Raw genomic sequence first — 18,334 nt, 5'->3', positions numbered from 1 at the left:
AACCCCCGTTCAGGGGGCTAGTCCTCCGGGTCGGCGAAGGCGAGCGCGCGGGTGCCGTCGACGTGCGGGAAGACCCAGAACATCCAGCCGAAGACGACGAGGAAAGCCACCAGCGTCACCCAGGTCGCCGCCGGGGCGAGCAGCGGGGCGAGCATGAGCGCGAGCCAGACCAGAAACAGCGGCAGCACCTGGCCCAGGCGCGGGCGGGCCTCGATGCCGCGCTTGTCCAGGAAGGCGCGCATCTCGCGGCGGTAGGGGTGCGAGAACGTCAGCAGGCAGCCGGCGGCGACGGCGGCGATCATCACGGCGACCTGAGCCCCTCGCGGCAGCGGGGTGGTCAAGACGGCGACGGCGAGCCCGAACAGCGCCGAGGTGCCCAGCCGCACCACCGGCGGGGTGGGGATCGGGGTCGGGTGTGCGTGCATGCTGCCGTATGCCGTGGTCATGAGGGCTTACGCTACCAGTTGACGCCCGGGCGGCGGGCGGGGGATAATCGCGGACGTGGATAGAACAGGCGTTCGTGGCGGGGAGCTGACGGGGCTCGACCGCGCCGGCACCATCGCCGCGCTGCGCGAGAAGGTCGCCGCGCTCTCCGGCGGCGCGGGTGCCACCGGGGGTTCGATTGCCGACGCCGCGGTGGCCGACGCCGCGCACACGCTCGGCCTCGGCGCGCGCCTGGACGCCGCCCTGCCGCTGGCCCGCGGTGCGGTCACCGAGCTCGACGGGTGCGCCGCGCTGGTCGCCGAGGCCCTGGCCCGGGCGACGGCGGCGGGCTTGAGCGTCGGGGTCATCGGCTGGCCGGAGCTCTCGTTCGCCGGGGTCGCCGAGGTCGGCGGGGAGCTGGGTCGCGTGGTCGCCGTGCCGCGCGCCGGGGCGGAACCGGCGGCGGTGGCGGGGGTGCTCGTCGACGGCCTTGACCTGGTCGTCTGGCGCGGCGCCAGGGAGCTGACCCCGCGTGCGGCGCGCCCGCTTCTGGCCCGGCTGCGCGGCGGCACGGCGGCGCTGCTGGCCGTCGGGGTGCGCGTGCCCTCGCCGCTGGCGCGGGTGAGCGCGCGCGTGACCGGCTTCGACGGGCTGGGCCGCGGCGCCGGGCGCATCCGGGTGCTCGAGGTCGGCGTGCGCACCGTAGCGCGCGGGGCTGCGCCGCGTTCGACGGTGCTGCGCCTGGGTGACCCGGGCCCGCTTGCCGACGCCGCGCGCGGGGCCGACGCGGGTGCCGAGGGCGCCGTCGGCGGGGCGCGGCGTCCCGCCGGGCGGCTGCGCGCGGTCTGAGTCCGGGCCTGACCGGCGGCGCTGGCGTACAGGTGTTCGATAGATGATAATCGTCCCCGTGACGGCGAGTGCGGCGAGTGCGGAGAGCGAGGCGCGCGGGGCAGTGGCGGCCCCGCGCGTCATCGCGCTGTGGTTCCCCGACTGGCCCGTGCAGGCCGCGGGGCTTGCGGCCCCGGGTGCCGTCGTCGCCGAGCACCGCGTCCTCGCCTGCGGGACCGCCGCGCGTGCCGCCGGGGTCCGCCGCGGCATGCGGCTGCGCGCGGCCCAGGCGCTGTGCCCGGAGCTCGACGTCGCCGAGGCCGACGCCGACCGCGACGCGCGCGCCTTCGAGCCGGTGGCCGCGGGGCTCGACGAGGTCACCGCCAGCGTCGAGGTGCTGCGCCCCGGCCTGGCGGTGGTCTCTGCGGGCGGGCCGGCGCGCTTCTTCGGCGGCGAGGACGCCGCGGTGGAGCGGTTGCTCGACGCCGCCGCCCGCCGGGGCGTGGACTGCCTGGCCGGGGTCGCCGACGAGCTGTCCACGGCGGTGCTCGCCGCCCGGCACGGCCGGGTCGTCGCGCCGGGCGCCTCCCGGGAGTTCCTGGCCCCGCTGCCGCTCGCCGAGCTCGTCGCCGAGGTCGCCCTGGGCTGCGACGGGGAGACCGCGGCCACGCTGGTCGGCCTCGGGGCGCGCACGGCCGGGGAGTTGGCCGCCCTGCCCGGCCCGGCCGTGGTCACCCGGTTCGGGGCGGCCGGGGCGCGGCTGCGCGAGGTGGCCACCGCCGCCGGCGAGCGCCTGGTCGCCCCGCAGGCCGGGCGCCCGGACCTGGCCGTGGCGCTCGAGCCGTCGGAGCCGGTGGTGCGCGTCGACGCCGCGGCCTTCGCCGCCCGTCAGCTGGCCGCGCGCCTGCACGCGCGCCTCGCCGAGGCCGGGGTGGCGTGCAACCGGCTGCGGGTGACCGCGGACTTCGCCGGCGGCGAGCGGCTGACACGCGTGTGGCGCACCCGCGAGCCGCTGACCGAGTCCGCCACCGCCGACCGGGTGCGCTGGCAGCTCGACGGCTGGTTGACCGCCCGCGCCCTCGACGCCGCCCCGGGCCACCCGCACGCGTCGCGGCCCGGTGCAGTGGGCGGTGCCGGTTCCGCCTCCCGTCCCTCCCGTGCCGCCGGTTCGGCAGGAGGCGCCGAGCCGGTCGCCGCGGCAGACCTGGCGCCGGCTGACCCGGACCCCGACGACGGGCTGGTCGCGCTGACGCTCGACCCGGTCGAGGTCGCCGAGCCCGAGACCGTCGCCGCCCTGTGGGGCCGGCGCACCGGGGGAGAGGCCGCGCGCCGCGCCGTCGAGCGCGTCGTGTCCACCCTCGGGGCCGACGCCGTGCTCCAGCCGCGTCTGATCGGCGGCCGCGGCGTGGCCGAACGTATTGAGCTCGTGCCCTACGGCGAGGCCCGCGAGGCGCCGCCGGAGGGCTCCTGGCCCGGCCGCATCCCGGGCCCGCTGCCGGCGCGCCTCGGCGCGGGGCCGAACCACCCCGCCAGCAGGGTCACGCTCGTCGACGCCGCCGGACACCGCGTCACCGTCACCGCCGAGGCCGAGCTCAGCGCCGCCCCCGTCGGGCTGGCCTGGGGCGAGCGTCGCTTCCTGGTCACCGGCTGGGCCGGGCCCTGGCCCGTCGACCGCCCCGAGCCCGTCGCCCGGCTCCAGGTCGCCGGCGGGGACGGCGCCGACGGCGCGGCCTACGCCTGGCTGCTCATCTGGCGCGCGGGCCGCTGGGCCATCGAGGCGCTCTACACCTGAAGTCCGTCGTCACCCGCCCCCGCGCTCGCCCACGCGCCTCCGCGGCAGGCTCGCCCGCGCGCGCACGCGCACGTGCACGATTTGAGCGACAAATGGCGGATTGGCTATGGCTCGCCCGCGCGCGCACGCGCACGTGCGCACCCCGGCCACGGACGCACCCTCGTGCGCCACCACGCGCGCACCACGCGCGCACCACGCCGCGGGGAACTGCCGACGGGGACGGACGGGACGTCGGCAAGCGGCACGAAGAATTAACGCGCGCGCAACCCTGACTTCACACTGGGTAGTCCCTGTGGACACGCTGTCCGGCCAACCTGGAGGTGCGGCCCCGTGCGGACCGTCGAACCTGCACGCACAGTGGAGGCGGTGCCCACCGGCGACGGCGGCCCGCCTCCCTCAGAGAAACCGGAGAGAGACAAGGGAACCGGGCCCATGACTGCATCACCAACGACTCAAACGAAAAAGGGCGGTGAATCGCTCGCGTCCCAGGCCAACGACTGGGGCTGGCACCTGACCTTCGGCGCCATCTTCGCGGTCACCATCATCATCTTCATGCTGTGGTCCTTCGACTTCGTCGGCGACGGTGCGAGCCGCATCGTCCTGATCACAGCCATCGTCTTCGCCATGTTCATGGCGTTCAACATCGGCGGCAACGACGTGGCCAACTCCTTCGGCACCTCCGTCGGCGCCGGCACGCTCTCGCTGAAGCAGGCGCTCGTCGTCGCCGCGATCTTCGAGGTCAGCGGCGCCGTGCTCGCCGGCGGCGAGGTCACCGACACGGTGCGGTCCGGCATCGTCGACCTCGACGCCATCCAGGGCCTGGACGCCTCGGAGTTCCTCTACATCATGATGGCCTCCCTGCTCGGCGCCGCCATCTGGCTGCTCGTGGCCACCCGGCTGGGCTGGCCCGTGTCCACCACGCACTCCATCGTCGGCGGCATCGTCGGCGCAGCCCTGACCGTCGGCTTCATCACCGGCAAGGGCGGCTGGTCGATGGTCCAGTGGAGCGAGATCGGCACCATCGCCATCTCCTGGGTGCTCTCCCCGGTGCTCGGCGGCGTGGTCGCCTGGCTGCTGTTCCGCTCCATCAAGAGCTCGATCCTCGTCTACAACGAGCGCGCCGACACCCGCCTGCGCGACATCAAGGTCGAGCGCGCCGAGCTGAAGACCCGCCACAAGAACGCCTTCGAGCGCCTCAACGAGATCCAGCAGATCTCCTACACCAACGCGATGGTCCGCGACTCGACGACCTACTCCGACCCGGACCACGACCCCGACGAGCTCGAGTCCGACTACTACCGCGAGCTCGACCGCATCGACCGCGAGGCCGACGACGTCGACGCCCACCACGCCCTCGAGGTGTGGGTGCCGCTGCTGGCGGCCGGCGGCTCGGTCATCATCTCCGCGATGATGCTGTTCAAGGGCCTGAAGAACCTGAACCTGGACCTGTCGAACTTCGGCAACTTCCTCATCATGGGCATGATCGCCGCCGTGGTGTGGATGGCCGTGTTCATCTTCGCGCGCTCCCTGAAGCGCCAGGACCTGTCGCGCTCGACGTTCCTGCTGTTCAGCTGGATGCAGGTCTTCACCGCCTCGGCCTTCGCCTTCTCGCACGGCTCCAACGACATCGCCAACGCGATCGGGCCGTTCATCGCCGTGCTCGACGTGCTCAAGACCAACGAGATCGCCGCCGAGTCCTCGGTGCCGCTGGCCGTCATGGTCGCGATGGGCATCGCCCTGATCTCCGGCCTGTGGTTCGTCGGCCGCTACGTGATCAAGACCGTCGGCAGCGGGCTGACCGAGATGCACCCGGCCAGCGGCTTCTCCGCCGAGCTGTCCGCGGCCGCCGTGGTCATGACGTCCTCGCTGCTGGGCCTGCCGGTCTCCTCGACCCACATCCTCATCGGCGCGGTGCTCGGCGTGGGCATCGTCAACAAGGCCGCCAACTGGAACCTGATGAAGCCGATCGCCGCCGCCTGGGTGATCACCCTGCCGGCGTCCGCCGTCGTCGCGGCCGTCACGGTCTCCATCCTGCGCGTCGTGTTCTGACCTTCGATTGACGACGCTGCGCGTCACGCACCGCGGTCCCGCACCGTGCGGCGTGGCGCGTTCCGCGTCTCCGGCGTCGTTGCGCCGCTTGCCGCGCCAGGCGCGCGCCTGCTGCGCCGTGTGCGCGCACGGCGCGCGCCAGAGGCGGGCGGGTGCGCGCTCGCGGGACGTGCGCGGCGCAGCCGTCGGCAATCGCCGCGCACACTGCGTCAGCTGCGCACGAGGTCGATGACCAGTCGCGTCGGCTCGTCGATGACCTGCACGGAGTAGGGCACCTCGCGCTCGAGGCCGACGACGAACTGCGAGCGGCCTTCCAGCGTGCCCACGGGCACGACCTCGGTGACCACGCCGTCCTCCTGGGCGGCCACCCGCGTCAGGTGCGGGTCGTCGACGCCGACCTCGAAGGGGTAGGCGGTGCCGTCGATGTTGACGTTGAGCGCCACCGCGCCCTGGTAGGTCACGGTCGCCCCCGAGGCCTGACTGGCCGGGGTCTCGTCGTAGTCGACGTACCAGCCGGGGTGGCCCTCGCCGGCGAGGTCGAAGACGACGCGGTCGAAGGTCTCGTGGTGGCCGGTGCGCACGCCGGTGACGGCGAGGCCGGCCGGGCCGTCGGGACGCTCGGTCTTCATCGCCGAGTTCGCGTCGCCCAGCGGCGTCAGCCCGGTGACCGGGGCCTCGGTCTCACTCGAGCACCCGGCGCAAGCGGCGCCGAGCGCGAGCACGCAGAGCAGGCTCGCGGCGCGGGCCGGGCGTGCGTGCGGGCGGGTCATGGCTTACACGGTAGCGGCCGGGGCGCATCGCGCGCAGTGCAGGCTAGGCTCATTCGCATGGAACCGTTGACGCGCTGCTCGGAGGTGCGGGTCGAGGCGCTGCCCGGCACCGCCAAGTCCATGACGACCTGCCTCGCCCTCGAGTACCCGGAGCACTGGAGCCGCGACGTCCTCGACGGCGGCACCTTCGGCGAGGATCTGACGGGGCGCCTCAAGCGGCACCTGAAGGCGTACGGCGCCGGCCTGCAGCTGATCCGCCGCGTCGGGCGCGCCGGGCACGGCGGCCACGCCTCGGACGGCAGCGACTCGTTCCACCTGTACCTCTTCTTCACCGCGGAAGGCGTCGCCGAGCTGCTCAAGGTGCCCGGTCCCGAGGCGATCCTGGGCCTCGATCTGTCGGGCCCGGGCCGCAACGGAGCGCTGCGCATCGAGCACCCGGTGCTGCTGGTGTGCACGCACTCGAAGCGCGACGCGTGCTGCGCGATCAAGGGCCGCCCGCTCGCGCACGACCTCGACGCGACGCAGCCGCGCGAGTGGGTCTGGGAGTCCTCGCACACGAAGGGCCACCGGTTCGCCCCGTCGATGCTGCTCTTCCCGTGGGGCTACTCCTTCGGGCGCCTCAACGCGCCGGCGGCCGGGACGCTGATGGCCGCTGCCGCGCGTGGCGAGCTCTTCCTGCCCGGCAACCGCGGGCGCGGCTGCTTCGACGGGCCCGGCCAGGTCGCCGAGCTCGCCGTCGCAGCCGCGCTTGCCGACGCCCCGTCGCCCGCTCCCGCCGGTTCCCTCACCGTCGCCGCGCCCGACGGCGCCACGGGCGTTGCGTTGGGCGGAGCGGCCGCTGATGCGGTGCGCGAGGTCGCGGCGCCGGACGGGCGGCGCTGGCGCGTGGCCCTGGAGAAGGTCGCCTACGAGGGCGTGGTCTCCTCCTGCGGCGACGAGCCGAAGCGCGGCAAGGGCTGGCGCGCCCTCGCCGTGGAACCTCTCTGAGCCCGACCCGTGCTGACCGCGTCGGGGGTACCGGTCGCCCCGCGTTGCGCCTGCACCGTTCCGGGCCCGCCCACTTCCGGCGGCGGCTGCCCTGCACCGGCCCTGTGGCGGTCCCGGGTCAGCCGTGGGCGAGCACGGCGTCGATGAACTCGGCGACGGACCCGGTGACCGTCCCGCAGACCTTTTTGACCTCGGCGGGGGAGCAGTCGAAGCAGGCGGCGTGGTCGGCGCGGCGGTGCATGCCGATGTCGTTCCACGAGTCGCCGACGGTGTAGACCACCGGGTCGATGCCCAGGTGCCCGATGAGCCGGTCGATGCCCACGCCCTTGCCGGTGCCGGCGGGCATCACGTCGAGGAAGTCCTGGTTGCGCACCGCGGAGGCCCCGGGGAAGCGGCCCACCCACCTCTCGATGCGCCCCATCCGCTCCGGGTCGCCGGGCACCCAGATCGGCGCGCCGACGAATTCGTGCTTCGGGATGTCGGCGACGTCGAGGCGCTCGTTGTCGACGAGGATCGAGGTCGTCGCCTCGCCGACCCCGTTGTGCAGGATGAGGTCGCGGGTGTCCAGGGTGGTCGCGTAGAGGTTCACGCCCTCGGCGCCGGCTAGCTCATCCGCCAGGGCTGCGACCACCGCGGTGTCGAGCGGGTCGGCCTCGACGACCCGGTAGTCGGCGTCGGTGATCACGCAGCCGGTGTTGAGCACGTGGTAGTCGAACTCCACGCCCGTGCCGCGGAGGGCGAAGCGGGTGGCGGCGATGGACTTGCCGGTGGCGGTCACCGCGAGGTTGCCCGCGGCGCGCCAGCGTGCGACGGCCTCGGCGTCGGCGGGCCGGACGCCGTCGGCGAAGAGGATGGTGCCGTCGAGGTCGAATGCCATGAGTCTGCGCGTCACGCCCCAAGATTACCGACGCCGCGCCTGCCCCGCGCGCACGTTTTCTCACCGTCTGCGCGTTGCCACCGTGCTGTGGCGCGCCGACGCCACCGCATGAGGGAACCCCGGCCCGCCGGGGGGAGCGGTGCCGGGGTTTCAGGACACTTGCGGGATCAGCGGCGCATGATCTTCTTCGACAGCCAGTTGCCGAAGAACTGCGCGGCCTGCACGATCACGACGATCACCAGGACGGCGACGTACATGGCCTCCGGGTCGAAGGCACGGTAGCCGTAGACGATGGCGAAGTCACCGAGGCCGCCGCCGCCGATATAGCCGACCATCGCCGACATGTCGACGATCGCGATGAAGATGAAGGTGTAGCCGAGCACCAGGGGCCCGAGGGCCTCGGGGATGATCACGGTGCGGATGATCCGCCAGGGGCTCGCGCCCATCGCGCGCGCCGCCTCGATCATGCCCGGGTCGATGGAGACCAGGTTCTGCTCGACGATGCGCGCCACGGTGAACGTCGCCGCGATGACCATCACGAAGATGCCCGCGTTGCGTCCCACGGAGGTGCCCATCACCGTCAGCGTCAGCGGCTGCAGGGCCACGATCAGGATGATGAACGGGATCGGGCGCACGAAGTTCACCAGGACGTTGAGCAGCGTGTACACCGGTGCGTTGCGCAGGATGCCGCCCGGTCGGGTGGTGTAGAGCAGCACGCCGACGATCAGGCCCAGGATGCCGGCGGCGACCAGGGTGATCGCCACCATGACCAGGGTGTCCCAGATGGCCTCGAGGAAGGTGTCGCCGATGCGGTCCCAGTCGGCGGCCAGCACGGTGGTGGTCATCGCGTGATCTCCTCAATCGTCGTCGTGTGGCGGAGGCGCTCGTAGAAGGTCTGGACGACCTCCTCGTCGCCGGACAGCCGCACGGTCATGCGGCCGAAGCTGTGCTTCTGCAGGGTGGTCACCCCGCCGTGGACGATGGCGATCGACGCCCCGTTGTCGCGGGCCTCGGAGGCCGCGGCGAAGAAGCCGGACTCCTCGGTCAGGTCGATGGTGAACAGCCGGCCGTCGCGGGCGAGCAGGTCCTCGGCCTCGACGTTGTCCGGGGTGTTGCGCAGGCTCGTGGCGACGAAGCGCGCCGCCACGTCCGTCTTCGGGTCGGAGAAGACCTCGTAGACGGTGCCGTACTCGACCACGCGGCCGGCCTCCATGACGGCGACCTTGTCCGCGATCGAGCGCACGACTTCCATCTCGTGCGTGATCACCACGATGGTGATGCCGAGCTTCCGGTTGACCTCGCGCAGCAGGTCGAGCACGCCCTGCGTGGTGTCGGGGTCGAGCGCGCTGGTGGCCTCGTCGGCCAGCAGCAGCGACGGGTCCGTGGCCAGCGCGCGGGCGATGCCGACGCGCTGCTTCTGGCCGCCGGAGAGCTGGTCGGGGTAGTTGTCGCCGCGGTCGGCGAGCCCCACGAAGTCGAGCAGCTCGGCGACGCGGCGGCGGCGCTCCTCCTTGCCCACGCCCGCCAGCTCCAGCGGGTAGGCGATGTTGCCGGCCGCGGTGCGGGAGTTGAACAGGTTGAACTGCTGGAAGATCATGCCGATGTGCCGGCGGATACCGCGCAGGTCGCGCTCCTTGAGCGGCACCACGTCGGTGCCGTCGACGAGGAGCTCGCCGGAGGTCGCGGTGTCCAGGCCGTTGATCAGGCGCACGAGGGTGGACTTGCCGGCGCCGGAGTAGCCGATGACGCCGAGGATCTCACCCGGTTCGACGGTCAGGCTCACGGAGTCGACGGCCGTGACGTCGGCGTGGCCCTTCTTGCCCGGGAAGACCTTGGAGACCTCCCGCAGCTCGAGGCGGGTGCCCTGGCGGTCGGCGCCGCCCGCGGCGGCGGTGTCGGAGGCGGCGCCCACGGCGCCGGAACCGCCCACGGCGTGCGACGCGGCGTCGCCAATTGTGGCGGGGTTGTGCTGATTGTCGGTCACGATCGGTGCAGCCTACCTGCTACTTGCTGTTGGCGTTCTTCTGGTCCTCGACCAGGCGGTCCAGGATCTCCTGCAGCTCCGAGGCGGGGCGGTCGACGGAGACCGAGGTGCCCTTGGAGTCGCGGTCGTTGGCGGCCTGGACCTCGTCGGAGTGCCAGATCTCGACCAGCTTGGCGATGCGCTCGTCGTCCTTGTTGGCGGCCTTGGTCACGAAGACGTTGATGTAGGGCTCGGCCTCGGGGTTGCTCGGGTCGTCGGCGTAGATCGAGGTGTTCGGGTCGATGCCGGCGCGCTCGAGGAAGGAGTTGTTGATGATGGCGGGCTTGCCCTCGCCGTAGACGGCGGAGGACTGCGCGGCGTCGACCGGGGTCACGGAGACCTTGCTGGCGTCGGTGTCGATGTCGCTCGGGGTCGGGTCGAGCTGGGCCTCGCCCTTGAGCTCGACGAGGCCGGCCTGCTTGAGCACGTTGATCGCGCGGCCCTGGTTGGTCGAGTCGTTCGGGATGGCGACGGACTCGCCCTCGATGCCGTCGAGGGAGTCGTGGCCCTTCCAGAACAGCGCCAGCGGGATGACCTCGGTGGAGCCGACCGGGGTCAGGTCCGCGTCGGAGCCGGCGTTGTAGGCGGCGAGGAACTTCAGGTGCTGGAAGAGGTTGACGTCCAGCTGGCCCTGGTCGAGGGCGTCGTTCGGGGTGTTGTAGTCGGAGAAGTCGACGACGTCGAGCTCGATGCCCTCGTCCTTGGCCTTGTCCTCGAAGACCTGCCACGCCTCCTTCTGCGAGTCGGTGGTGCCGATGCGGATCGGGGCGTTCTCGTCGATGGCGCCGTCCTGGGCGTCGTCGTAGGCCCCGCAGGCGGTGAGGGCGCCGACGGAGATGATCGCGGCGGTGCCGGCGGCGATGGTGCGGCGGATGGACATGGGGTGCTCCCTTGACGTTCGTCGTGCCTCGCCCAATTTCCGACGTCCCGTTGCGCGCGCCCTGCGCGTCCGTGCGCCGTGCGCCGTGCGCCGTGCGTGGTGCGCGGCGTGCGGTACGCGGTGCGCGTGACGTGTGCACGTGCAGCTCGTCTCGGAAAATGAACGAAGCGGTTCATTATTTCGGGGGTTACCCTAGCACTGCGCGTACCGCTCGGTCTAGCCGTTGTCGTGTGCGCAGGTCAGCGGGCTGGTCGCGCGGGAGCGTTCCTGAGAGGTGAATTGCGCACGTAGGAAGATCGTCTGCGGGCGGCGGGGTGCCCCGGTGTCCGTCGTGGTGCGCGGACGCTGTTGGCTCAGTCGCAGAACGGGAGCTGGTCGCGCAGCTCCTGGGGTATGCCGTCGGCGTCGGCGATCTCGGGCTCGTAACACTGCTGGGCGAGCCCCCATCTTGATCCGCCCGAGGTTCTCGTACTCGTGCCAGGTGCCGTCCCAGCGCAGCACGCGGAAGTCGTCGGTGCCGGGCTTGGCCACCTGAGCCCACACCCCGTCGCAGTAGGCCGCGATGGTCAGCTCCGGCAGACCGGCCTCCGTCGCGGGGGAGATGCACGAGCCCGCGGTGGGGGCGGCCTCCGCTTCCTGCTCGGTCTGCTCGGTCTCGTCGGGCTCGGGCGCGGCCTCGCTGGTGGTGGGGGAGGGTGCCGCGGAGGTGCTCTCAGTGGTGCTCGGCGGTGGTCTCGGTGGTCGTCGAGGTCGACGACGCCAGCTGGGGCTCGGCCGGGTCACGGTCGTCGCCGGAGCAGCCGGCGGCCAGCGGGATCAGAGCGAGCATGCCGGCGGCGACGGCGGTCAGGATGCGGGAGCGGTGCATGTGGGGTTCTCAGCTTTCCCGTTTTTCGGTTGCGGGTGTGCGGTGTGTTCTACGGGCGGGTTTCTTGCGGAGATTCTGAGTGCGGGCGCTCGGCGCGCGGATGGGTTCGCGCCCGGCGGGACGCCCGCTAACGCTCGGGAGGGCCGGCCCAACGCAGCATCTTCGAGACGGCGCGCCCGTCCTCGCGGCTGCGGCCCATGGTCCTGCCGGTTTCCTGGATGCGCCCGTAGGTGGGGGCGGAGCACTGCCAGCCGTCGAAGCTCCGGATGTTGGCGTTGCCGTAGTTCCCTGGCGGCAGGTTGCGGTAGTCGTCCAGGACCTCGCGGCCCTGGTCGCAGGTCATCCCCGTGACGTAGGGGTCGGTCGGCCCGCTCTGCTCCTTGAACCGCTCCTCGACCTCGTCCGTGGGCACGGCCTCGCCGCAGTTCTGCGGGCCGTCGGCGATGGCGGGTGTCGTCTCTGCGTCGGGGTCCTCGCCTGCGTCGCCTGCGTCGGCGGCGTCGGTCTCTGGTGTGGTGGTCTCCTCCGCGGTGGTCTCCCCGGGGCTCGGCTGCGCCGTGCTTGACGGGTTCTCCGGGCTGGCCTGCGGAGTCGCCGTCGTCAGGCTGCCGGTCGCCTCCGGGAGCGCGGGGCCCTCGCCCTCGGGCGCCCCGGAGCAGGCGGCCAGGCCGACGCAGGCCACCGCCGCGAGCGCCGTGAGCAGGGCAGTGCGGCCGGCGCGCGGGGCGTGGTCGCGGGTGCCGACGGTCCCCGCGCGCTCGATCGTGTGGTGGTTCGGGCCGTGTGCGGGATCCCGGTCGGCGGGGCATCTGGGTTCCTGCGCTGCAGCGTGCGCGGTGCCGGGGGAGGTGCGACGGGTCAAGGCGGTCTCCGGTCTTTTTCAAGGGTGTGCGGTTGAGATTACGGGGGGACGCCGTTCAGGCGCTGGTCGAACGCTGGTCGAACGCTGGTCGGGCGCAGGTCGGGCGCAGGTCGGGCGCAGGTCAGCAGCTTCGCGCGCAGGCCCTCCGGTACGCCGTCCGCGGCGGCGCCAGGGTCGGTGCTTGATGCGCCGTTGCTCGGGGCCGCGGCCGCGCGGTCCTGCCGGGGCGTCTCCGCGGCGGTCTTCGAGAGAGTCGGCGCCGGGGCGTGGCCGCGCTTCGTCACGTTTTCGGTGCCCGCCGAGGCGCTCGCCCCGTCACCTGCGCGGACCGTCGCAGCGGCCTCTGCGTCGGCGGCCTCGGGGGTGGAGCAGCCGCTCAGCCCCGCCGTGACGGCCAGACACGCGACCGACTCCGTGGCCGGCGAGCCGATCCGTGGGGTGTGGTTACGTGGGCCGAACATGGGGAGCGCCTCCGTGGGGATCAACGTGGGTGTCAACCGAATTGCTTATGTCAGCAATTTTATGGCCTGTACATCGGCGATAACACCGTGAACAGGGAGTGCTCCCCATCTCAACGCGTCGCTCACGCTTCGGTCCGGCGGGCGCCCCGCCGGAGTTGCCCTGCGTCGGACAGCGTCGGCCGCGGCACCGCGGGCCGGTCAGTCGCCGGGGTGCTCGGCCAGGGTGATGTCGGGCTCGACGTGGCGGTCGAGGCCGACGATCGCGAAGGCGCGCCCGTTGCTCTCGCACTCCAGGCGGGTGGCGTCCGGGAGCTGGCAGGTCACCGTCGGCGTCTGCAGTCGCTCGCCGGGGCGCAGCTCGCCGCCGGCGGGCGGCACGCCCTCGAGGATTCCCCACGAGAGGCCGTCGCTGTCGAGCGTCTCCTCTGCGCCGGAGGTGGCGAACGCGCCCGGCCGGCCGGTGAAGGGCAGGTAGCCCATGTCCTCCAGGTTCGGGGCCGAGTCGTCCGGCGCCGCGGTGCAGTAGGTGCCGCGGTCGTCGCCGAAGGTGCAGGTCACCTTGGCGTCCGCGCCGATGTCCGCGGTGAAGATGCCGATCTCGTCCGCCGCGCCGCCCGGAGCGGCGAAGCGCTCCGGGGAGACGTCGACGAACTCGGCGTTGCTCCGGTCGTTGTCCTGCTCGTCGGACGGCTCCGGGGAAGCGCCCGGCGACTCTGCCGAATCCGTCGCCGCCGTGGTCTGGTTGCCGGTCCGGCCAGCGCTCTTGTCGGTGGCGGACAAGGTGGGCGCCTCATCGGGGTCCGGAGCCTGTGCGCAGGCGCTGACAGCCATCGTCCCCACGGCGGTCCCGACGAAGAGCACGGCGCGAACGGCGCCCGCGGTGCGGACCCTGTGCGTGCCGCAGGTATCGGCGGTACCGGTGGTGGCCCCGCGGGTGGGGGAGTGCTTCATCGGTTCCTCTTTCATCGTCGATGTCGGCGGTCAGTGCGGGCGCGTGGCGCACGTGAGTGGCCCGCCGGGTCAGCAGGGGTCGGAGAAGTCGCCGTCGTTGTTGAGCGTGCGCGCGTTGCCTCCGCGTGCCGCCTTGTCCGCGCACAGCGCCGCCTCGTCGAAGCCGTGGTCATAGTAGATCGGGTAGACCGTCGCGCCGTCGTGCTTGGCACGCAGCGAGGAGCACTGCCCGGGCTCGGTCGAGTGTGCGCCCGGGTGTCGCGCCATGGCCTCGTGGACCACGGACTGCGCGTTGACCCCGTACTCGACCAGCACGGACTCGACGATGAGGATCCCGCGCCCGTCGCACTCCGGCAGCCGCAGCCCCGCGATGGACGTCAAGGGCGGCGTGGTGCTCGTGCTGCTCGAGGCCTGCGAGCGCCCCGGGTCCTCGTCGCACTTCGCGACCTTCGCCCGCAGCTCCGCCGGCATCCCGTCGGCCGCCAGCCGCGCCGGGTCGTAGCAGGCCTGCGCCATCCCCCACGTCGTGGTGCCGTCGCGCTCGTACTCGACCCACGTGCCGTTCTCCCAGTGCAGCAGCCGCCCGTCATCGGTCTGCGGCACGCCGACCCGGTTCCACTGCCCGTCGCAGAACGACGAGTACGTGTACCCCTCGAAGCCCGCCGCCGCCACCGTCGCCGGGTCGCAGCGCTGCTCGGTCGACATCTCCGAGGTCCGCTCCGCTGCCTGCCGCGTCGTCGCGTCGGCGCCCCGCGTCGCGGACGCCGAGCCCGAGTCCGAGACCTCCGTGAGCACCGGCGCGTCCCCGCCGCCCTCGTCGCCTCCGGAGCAGCCGGCCAGGGCCGCCGTCAGGCCCGCCGCACACACCGCCGCCGCCACCGCGCGCAGTCGCATTGCACACTTCCTTCCTCGGGAGTTCCTCGGGTCGCAACTTCACCAGAGTCTACGGCCCGCACCGCCCGCCCACCCGCGCGACGGGGAACCTTCCCCACGTATTCGAACAGGTGTACCATCACTGCAATGAGGTTCAACGGCGGCGAGGCGCTCAGCTGGTCACGCATCGAAAGCATCCTCTCCGGCCGCCTGGGCCCCACCCCGGTGCCCGTCAACCACCTGCCCGCGACGGACGCGCCCACGGCGCGGCGCGCGACGTCGTCAATCGAGGTGCCCTTCGCCGAGCTGCACGCGGTGAGCTCCTACAGCTTCCTCGGCGGCGCCTCGGAACCCGAGGAGCTCGTCGAACGTGCCGTCGAGCTGGGACTTTCCGCGCTCGGCATCCTGGACCGCGACGGCTTCTACGGGGTCGCCGCCTTCGCCGAGGCCGCCGCCGAGGCCGGCCTGCCCACCGTCTTCGGCGCCGAACTCAGCCTCGACGCCGGCGTGCTGCCCGTCATCTGCCGCGGGCCCGAAGGGTACCGGCGGCTGTCGCACCTGATCGCCGACGCGCACATGGCCACCGGCGAGAAGGGCGCGGTGGCCTACCCGGGTCTCACCACGATCGCCGAACACCTGGGCGGGCACTGCCTCGTGCTCGCCGACCACACCTGGGCGCCGCGGCTCGGCGAGCTGACCGCGGCCTTCGGCGGGAACGTCGTCCTCGAGTACCCCGCCACGATGCTGCCCGAGGACGCCGACAACCAGGAGATTATCGACGCCGCGCGGCGCGCCGTGGGCGCGCACGGGCACCGTCTGCGCGCCGTGGTGAGCGCCCGGCCCGCCGCGGCGAGGCGCGGCGCCAGCCGGCTGGCGGCGGCCAAGCGCGCGCTCGCCCGGCGCCAGGCCGTCGGCGAGGCCGAGCCCGAGCTGCACCCCATGGGCGCGCCGTGGCTGCGCGGCGGGGCGCAGGTCGCGCGGATGCTGCCCGGGCGGCCCGAACTGGCCGCGCAGACCGTCGCGATCGCCGAGGAGTGCGCCTTCACCCTGGACCTGGTCGCGCCGCGGCTGCCGGACTTCCCCGCCCCCGAGGGCCACGACGAGCTCAGCTGGCTGACCGAGCTGACCTGGCGGCGCGGGCGGGAGCGCTACGCCTCGCGGGACGCGGGGGTGCGCGAACGGGCGCGGGCGCAGATCCGCCACGAGCTGGCGGTGATCGGGAAACTGGGTTTCCCGGGGTACTTCCTCATCGTCGACGACATCGTGGGGTTCTGCCGGCGCGCCGGGATCCTGTGCCAGGGGCGCGGCTCGGCGGCGAACTCGGCGGTGTGCTTCGCGCTGGGCATCACCAACGCCGAGCCGATCAGCGCCGGGCTGCTCTTCGAGCGCTTCCTCTCCCCGGAGCGCGACGGGCCGCCCGACATCGACCTGGACATCGAGTCGACGCGGCGCGAGGAGGTCATCCAGTACGTCTACGGTCGCTACGGGCGCGAGCGCGCCGCGCTGGTGGCCAACGTGATCACCTACCGGCGCAAGGGGGCGCTGCGCGACGCCGCGCGGGCGCTCGGCTACCCGCAGGGCGCGGCCGACGGCTGGTCGAAGGGGTTCTCCGAGCCGCCCGCGGACGTCGCCGGGCTGGCCGGGCAGTTCCGCGGGCAGCCGCGGCACCTGGGCATCCACTCCGGTGGCATGGTCATCTGCGACCGGCCGATCGCCGACGTGGTGCCCGTGGAGTGGGCGCGCATGGCGGGCCGCTCCGTGTTGCAGTGGGACAAGGACGCGTGCGCGGCGGCGGGGCTGGTCAAGTTCGACCTGCTCGGCCTCGGCATGCTCGAGGCGCTGCACCACATGATCGACCTGGTCGCCGGCTCGACGGGAGAGACGGTGCGGCTGTGGGACCTGGATCTTGCCGAGCCCGGCGTCTACGAGATGCTCGCGCGCGGCGACGCGGTCGGCGTGTTCCAGGTGGAGTCGCGCGCGCAGCTGGCCACGCTGCCGCGGCTGAAGCCGCGCTGCTTCTTCGACCTGGTCGTCGAGGTGGCGCTGATCCGGCCCGGGCCGATCCAGGGCGGGTCGGTGCACCCCTATCTGCGCCGCCGTGATGGGTGCGAGCCGGTGGTCTTTGAGCACCCGGTGCTGGAGAAGTCGCTGGGCAAGACGCTGGGCATCCCGCTGTTCCAGGAGCAGCTGATGCAGATCGCGGTGGACGCGGCGGGCTTCACCGGCGGTGAGGCCGACCAGCTGCGCCGGGCGATGGGCTCGAAGCGCTCGCCGGCGAAGATGGCGGCGCTGCACGCCCGGTTCATCGCCGGGTGCGCGGAGACGTGCGGGCTGTCTGAGGAGGTCGCCGAGCAGCTGTGGACGAAGATCGTGGCGTTCGCCGCCTACGGCTTCCCGGAGTCGCACTCGCAGTCGTTCGCCTCGCTGGTGTTCTTCTCGGCGTGGTTCAAGCTGCACCACCCGGCGGAGTTCTGTGCGGGGCTGCTGCGCGCCCAGCCGATGGGGTTCTACTCGCCGCAGTCCTTGATCGCCGACGCCCGCCGCCACGGTGTGCGCATCCTGCCCGTCGACGTCGCCGCCAGCGCGGTCGAGGCGACGGTGCCGGAGCCGGGCGTGATCCGGCTGGGGCTGAACCTGGTGCGCGGGCTGGGGGAGAAGGCTGCCGGGCGCGTGGTCGCCGCGCGCGATGGGCGCGCCTTCACCGGCGTCGCGGACCTGGCGCGCCGGGCGGACCTGAGCGTGCCGCAGACGGAGGCGCTGGGGAAGGCCGGGGCGCTGGGCTGCTTCGGTGTCGACCGGCGCCAGGCGGTGTGGGCGGCCGGGGTGGCGGCCACGGAGAAGGAGGGCATGCTGCCGGGGCTGAGCTCGGTGGAGGCGCCGGCGCTGCCCGGCATGAGCGCCTTCGATCTGGTGGCCGCGGACATCGCGGCGACCGGGGTGACCCACGGCATGCAGCCGGTGGCGTTGCTGCGTTCGAGGTTGGCGTCGGCGGGCGTCGTCGCCGCGTCGGACCTGGGTTCGATTGACGACGGCACCCGCGTGCGCGTGGCCGGCGTGGTCACGCACCGTCAACGTCCGCAGACGGCGGCGGGGGTGACGTTCCTCGGGATGGAGGACGAGACGGGGCTGATGAACGTGATGGTCTCGCCGGGGTTGTGGAACCGGCAGAAGGTGCTCGCGCGCACGGCGCGGGCGCTGGTGGTGCGCGGCATCGTGCAGAACGCCTCGGGCGCGGTGACTCTCGTGGCCGACCGGCTCGAGGGGCTCGCGGTGGGTGAGGCCTTGAGCGCCGGCTCCCGCGACTTCCGCTGACTCTGTGGTTCTCTCCGGAGGCACCCCAGGGTAGCCCATGGTGGGCATGCCGAAGTACCCGGCCGGTGGGCCGGGTTTGTGATTCGGGGGCCTCCGAGGCGCCGGTTGGCTAAGCGGCCTGGGCGGTGCGGCAGGCGGCCTGCTCGGTCATCATCCGCCGAGCCAAGGTCGGGGTGGCATCCCGCTGGCGGCGCCCACCCGGCAACACCCGGTAGACATCCAACCCGTCACGCTCGACCCGCCCGTGACGGACCGGCCCGTCAGGGTCATCGTCGTTGGCTCCGTTGTGGTACCTGCACAACGGCGTCAAATTGTTGATGTTGGTCAACCCGCCACGCACCCAGGCGGTGTCGTGGTCGGCCTGGCAGAACTCCGCCG

General features: G+C 72.9%; 17 protein-coding genes. 5 read left to right on the top strand and 12 right to left on the bottom strand.

Annotation, left to right across the window (positions count from 1 at the left end):
- Positions 1-17: 17 nt before the first annotated feature.
- A complete protein-coding gene (locus QP119_RS10590) occupies positions 18-446 on the bottom strand; it encodes a hypothetical protein (protein ID WP_284776018.1) in 429 nt (142 codons plus the stop codon).
- A gap of 55 nt (positions 447-501) precedes the next feature.
- Here QP119_RS10590 and QP119_RS10585 point away from each other — a divergent pair, with 55 nt between their 5' ends.
- The 3 genes from QP119_RS10585 to QP119_RS10575 all read left to right on the top strand — a co-directional run bounded on the left by QP119_RS10585 (position 502) and on the right by QP119_RS10575 (position 5,092).
- Entirely contained in the window at positions 502-1,272 is a 771-nt protein-coding gene (locus QP119_RS10585) for a hypothetical protein (protein ID WP_284776015.1), read from the top strand.
- A 58-nt stretch (positions 1,273-1,330) separates the two neighbouring features.
- Positions 1,331-3,043, top strand: coding sequence for a DNA polymerase Y family protein (locus QP119_RS10580; protein ID WP_284776014.1), 1,713 nt, complete (start codon positions 1,331-1,333; stop codon positions 3,041-3,043).
- Positions 3,044-3,475: 432 nt separating this feature from the next.
- Positions 3,476-5,092 (top strand): inorganic phosphate transporter, encoded by a 1,617-nt coding sequence (locus QP119_RS10575; protein ID WP_284776012.1) that lies wholly within the window; start codon positions 3,476-3,478, stop codon positions 5,090-5,092.
- Between the two features lie 209 nt (positions 5,093-5,301).
- Here the strand turns inward: QP119_RS10575 and QP119_RS10570 are convergent, their stop codons facing one another.
- The gene (locus QP119_RS10570; protein ID WP_284776011.1) at positions 5,302-5,862 is read right to left on the bottom strand and encodes an AMIN-like domain-containing (lipo)protein; all 561 of its coding nucleotides are present in this window, start codon (positions 5,860-5,862) and stop codon (positions 5,302-5,304) included.
- Between the two features lie 57 nt (positions 5,863-5,919).
- Between QP119_RS10570 and QP119_RS10565 the strand changes: the two genes are divergently transcribed.
- Positions 5,920-6,849 carry a sucrase ferredoxin gene (locus QP119_RS10565; protein ID WP_284776009.1) on the top strand — a complete coding sequence of 310 codons (930 nt, stop codon included), beginning with the start codon at positions 5,920-5,922 and terminating at the stop codon, positions 6,847-6,849.
- A gap of 118 nt (positions 6,850-6,967) precedes the next feature.
- Here the strand turns inward: QP119_RS10565 and QP119_RS10560 are convergent, their stop codons facing one another.
- From QP119_RS10560 to QP119_RS10520, 9 genes are all read right to left on the bottom strand, one after another.
- Entirely contained in the window at positions 6,968-7,741 is a 774-nt protein-coding gene (locus tag QP119_RS10560; RefSeq protein ID WP_284776008.1) for an HAD hydrolase family protein, read from the bottom strand.
- A 152-nt stretch (positions 7,742-7,893) separates the two neighbouring features.
- Complete coding sequence (locus QP119_RS10555) at positions 7,894-8,571, bottom strand: methionine ABC transporter permease (protein WP_284776006.1); 678 nt, start codon at positions 8,569-8,571, stop codon at positions 7,894-7,896.
- Positions 8,568-9,638 (bottom strand): methionine ABC transporter ATP-binding protein, encoded by a 1,071-nt coding sequence (locus QP119_RS10550; RefSeq protein WP_284776041.1) that lies wholly within the window; start codon positions 9,636-9,638, stop codon positions 8,568-8,570. Before QP119_RS10550 ends, QP119_RS10555 begins: the two co-directional genes overlap by 4 nt.
- Positions 9,639-9,729: 91 nt before the next feature.
- On the bottom strand, positions 9,730-10,629 hold the full coding sequence (locus tag QP119_RS10545) for a MetQ/NlpA family ABC transporter substrate-binding protein (RefSeq protein WP_284776004.1): 900 nt from the start codon (positions 10,627-10,629) through the stop codon (positions 9,730-9,732).
- A gap of 712 nt (positions 10,630-11,341) precedes the next feature.
- Positions 11,342-11,497: a hypothetical protein gene (locus tag QP119_RS10540; RefSeq protein WP_284776002.1), complete on the bottom strand. Its 156-nt coding sequence runs from the start codon at positions 11,495-11,497 to the stop codon at positions 11,342-11,344.
- A 127-nt stretch (positions 11,498-11,624) separates the two neighbouring features.
- A complete protein-coding gene (locus QP119_RS10535; protein ID WP_284776000.1) occupies positions 11,625-12,359 on the bottom strand; it encodes a hypothetical protein in 735 nt (244 codons plus the stop codon).
- A gap of 38 nt (positions 12,360-12,397) precedes the next feature.
- A complete protein-coding gene (locus QP119_RS10530; RefSeq protein WP_284775998.1) occupies positions 12,398-12,820 on the bottom strand; it encodes a hypothetical protein in 423 nt (140 codons plus the stop codon).
- Positions 12,821-13,018: 198 nt separating this feature from the next.
- Positions 13,019-13,600, bottom strand: a complete 582-nt coding sequence (locus QP119_RS10525) for a hypothetical protein (RefSeq protein ID WP_284775996.1) — start codon at positions 13,598-13,600, stop codon at positions 13,019-13,021.
- A 240-nt stretch (positions 13,601-13,840) separates the two neighbouring features.
- A complete protein-coding gene (locus QP119_RS10520) occupies positions 13,841-14,665 on the bottom strand; it encodes a hypothetical protein (RefSeq protein WP_284775993.1) in 825 nt (274 codons plus the stop codon).
- A 126-nt stretch (positions 14,666-14,791) separates the two neighbouring features.
- On the opposite strand from QP119_RS10520, the gene QP119_RS10515 reads away from it, so the two are divergent.
- Positions 14,792-17,956: an error-prone DNA polymerase gene (locus QP119_RS10515; RefSeq protein ID WP_284775991.1), complete on the top strand. Its 3,165-nt coding sequence runs from the start codon at positions 14,792-14,794 to the stop codon at positions 17,954-17,956.
- A 109-nt stretch (positions 17,957-18,065) separates the two neighbouring features.
- Here the strand turns inward: QP119_RS10515 and QP119_RS10510 are convergent.
- Positions 18,066-18,334 (bottom strand): HNH endonuclease signature motif containing protein (locus tag QP119_RS10510; RefSeq protein ID WP_284775989.1); only part of this gene is annotated, 269 nt, incomplete at its 5' end.

This window comes from Corynebacterium frankenforstense, assembly GCF_030211955.1.
Classification (GTDB): Bacteria; Actinomycetota; Actinomycetes; order Mycobacteriales; family Mycobacteriaceae; genus Corynebacterium; species Corynebacterium frankenforstense_A.
This window is presented reverse-complemented; position numbering and strand designations above follow the sequence as displayed.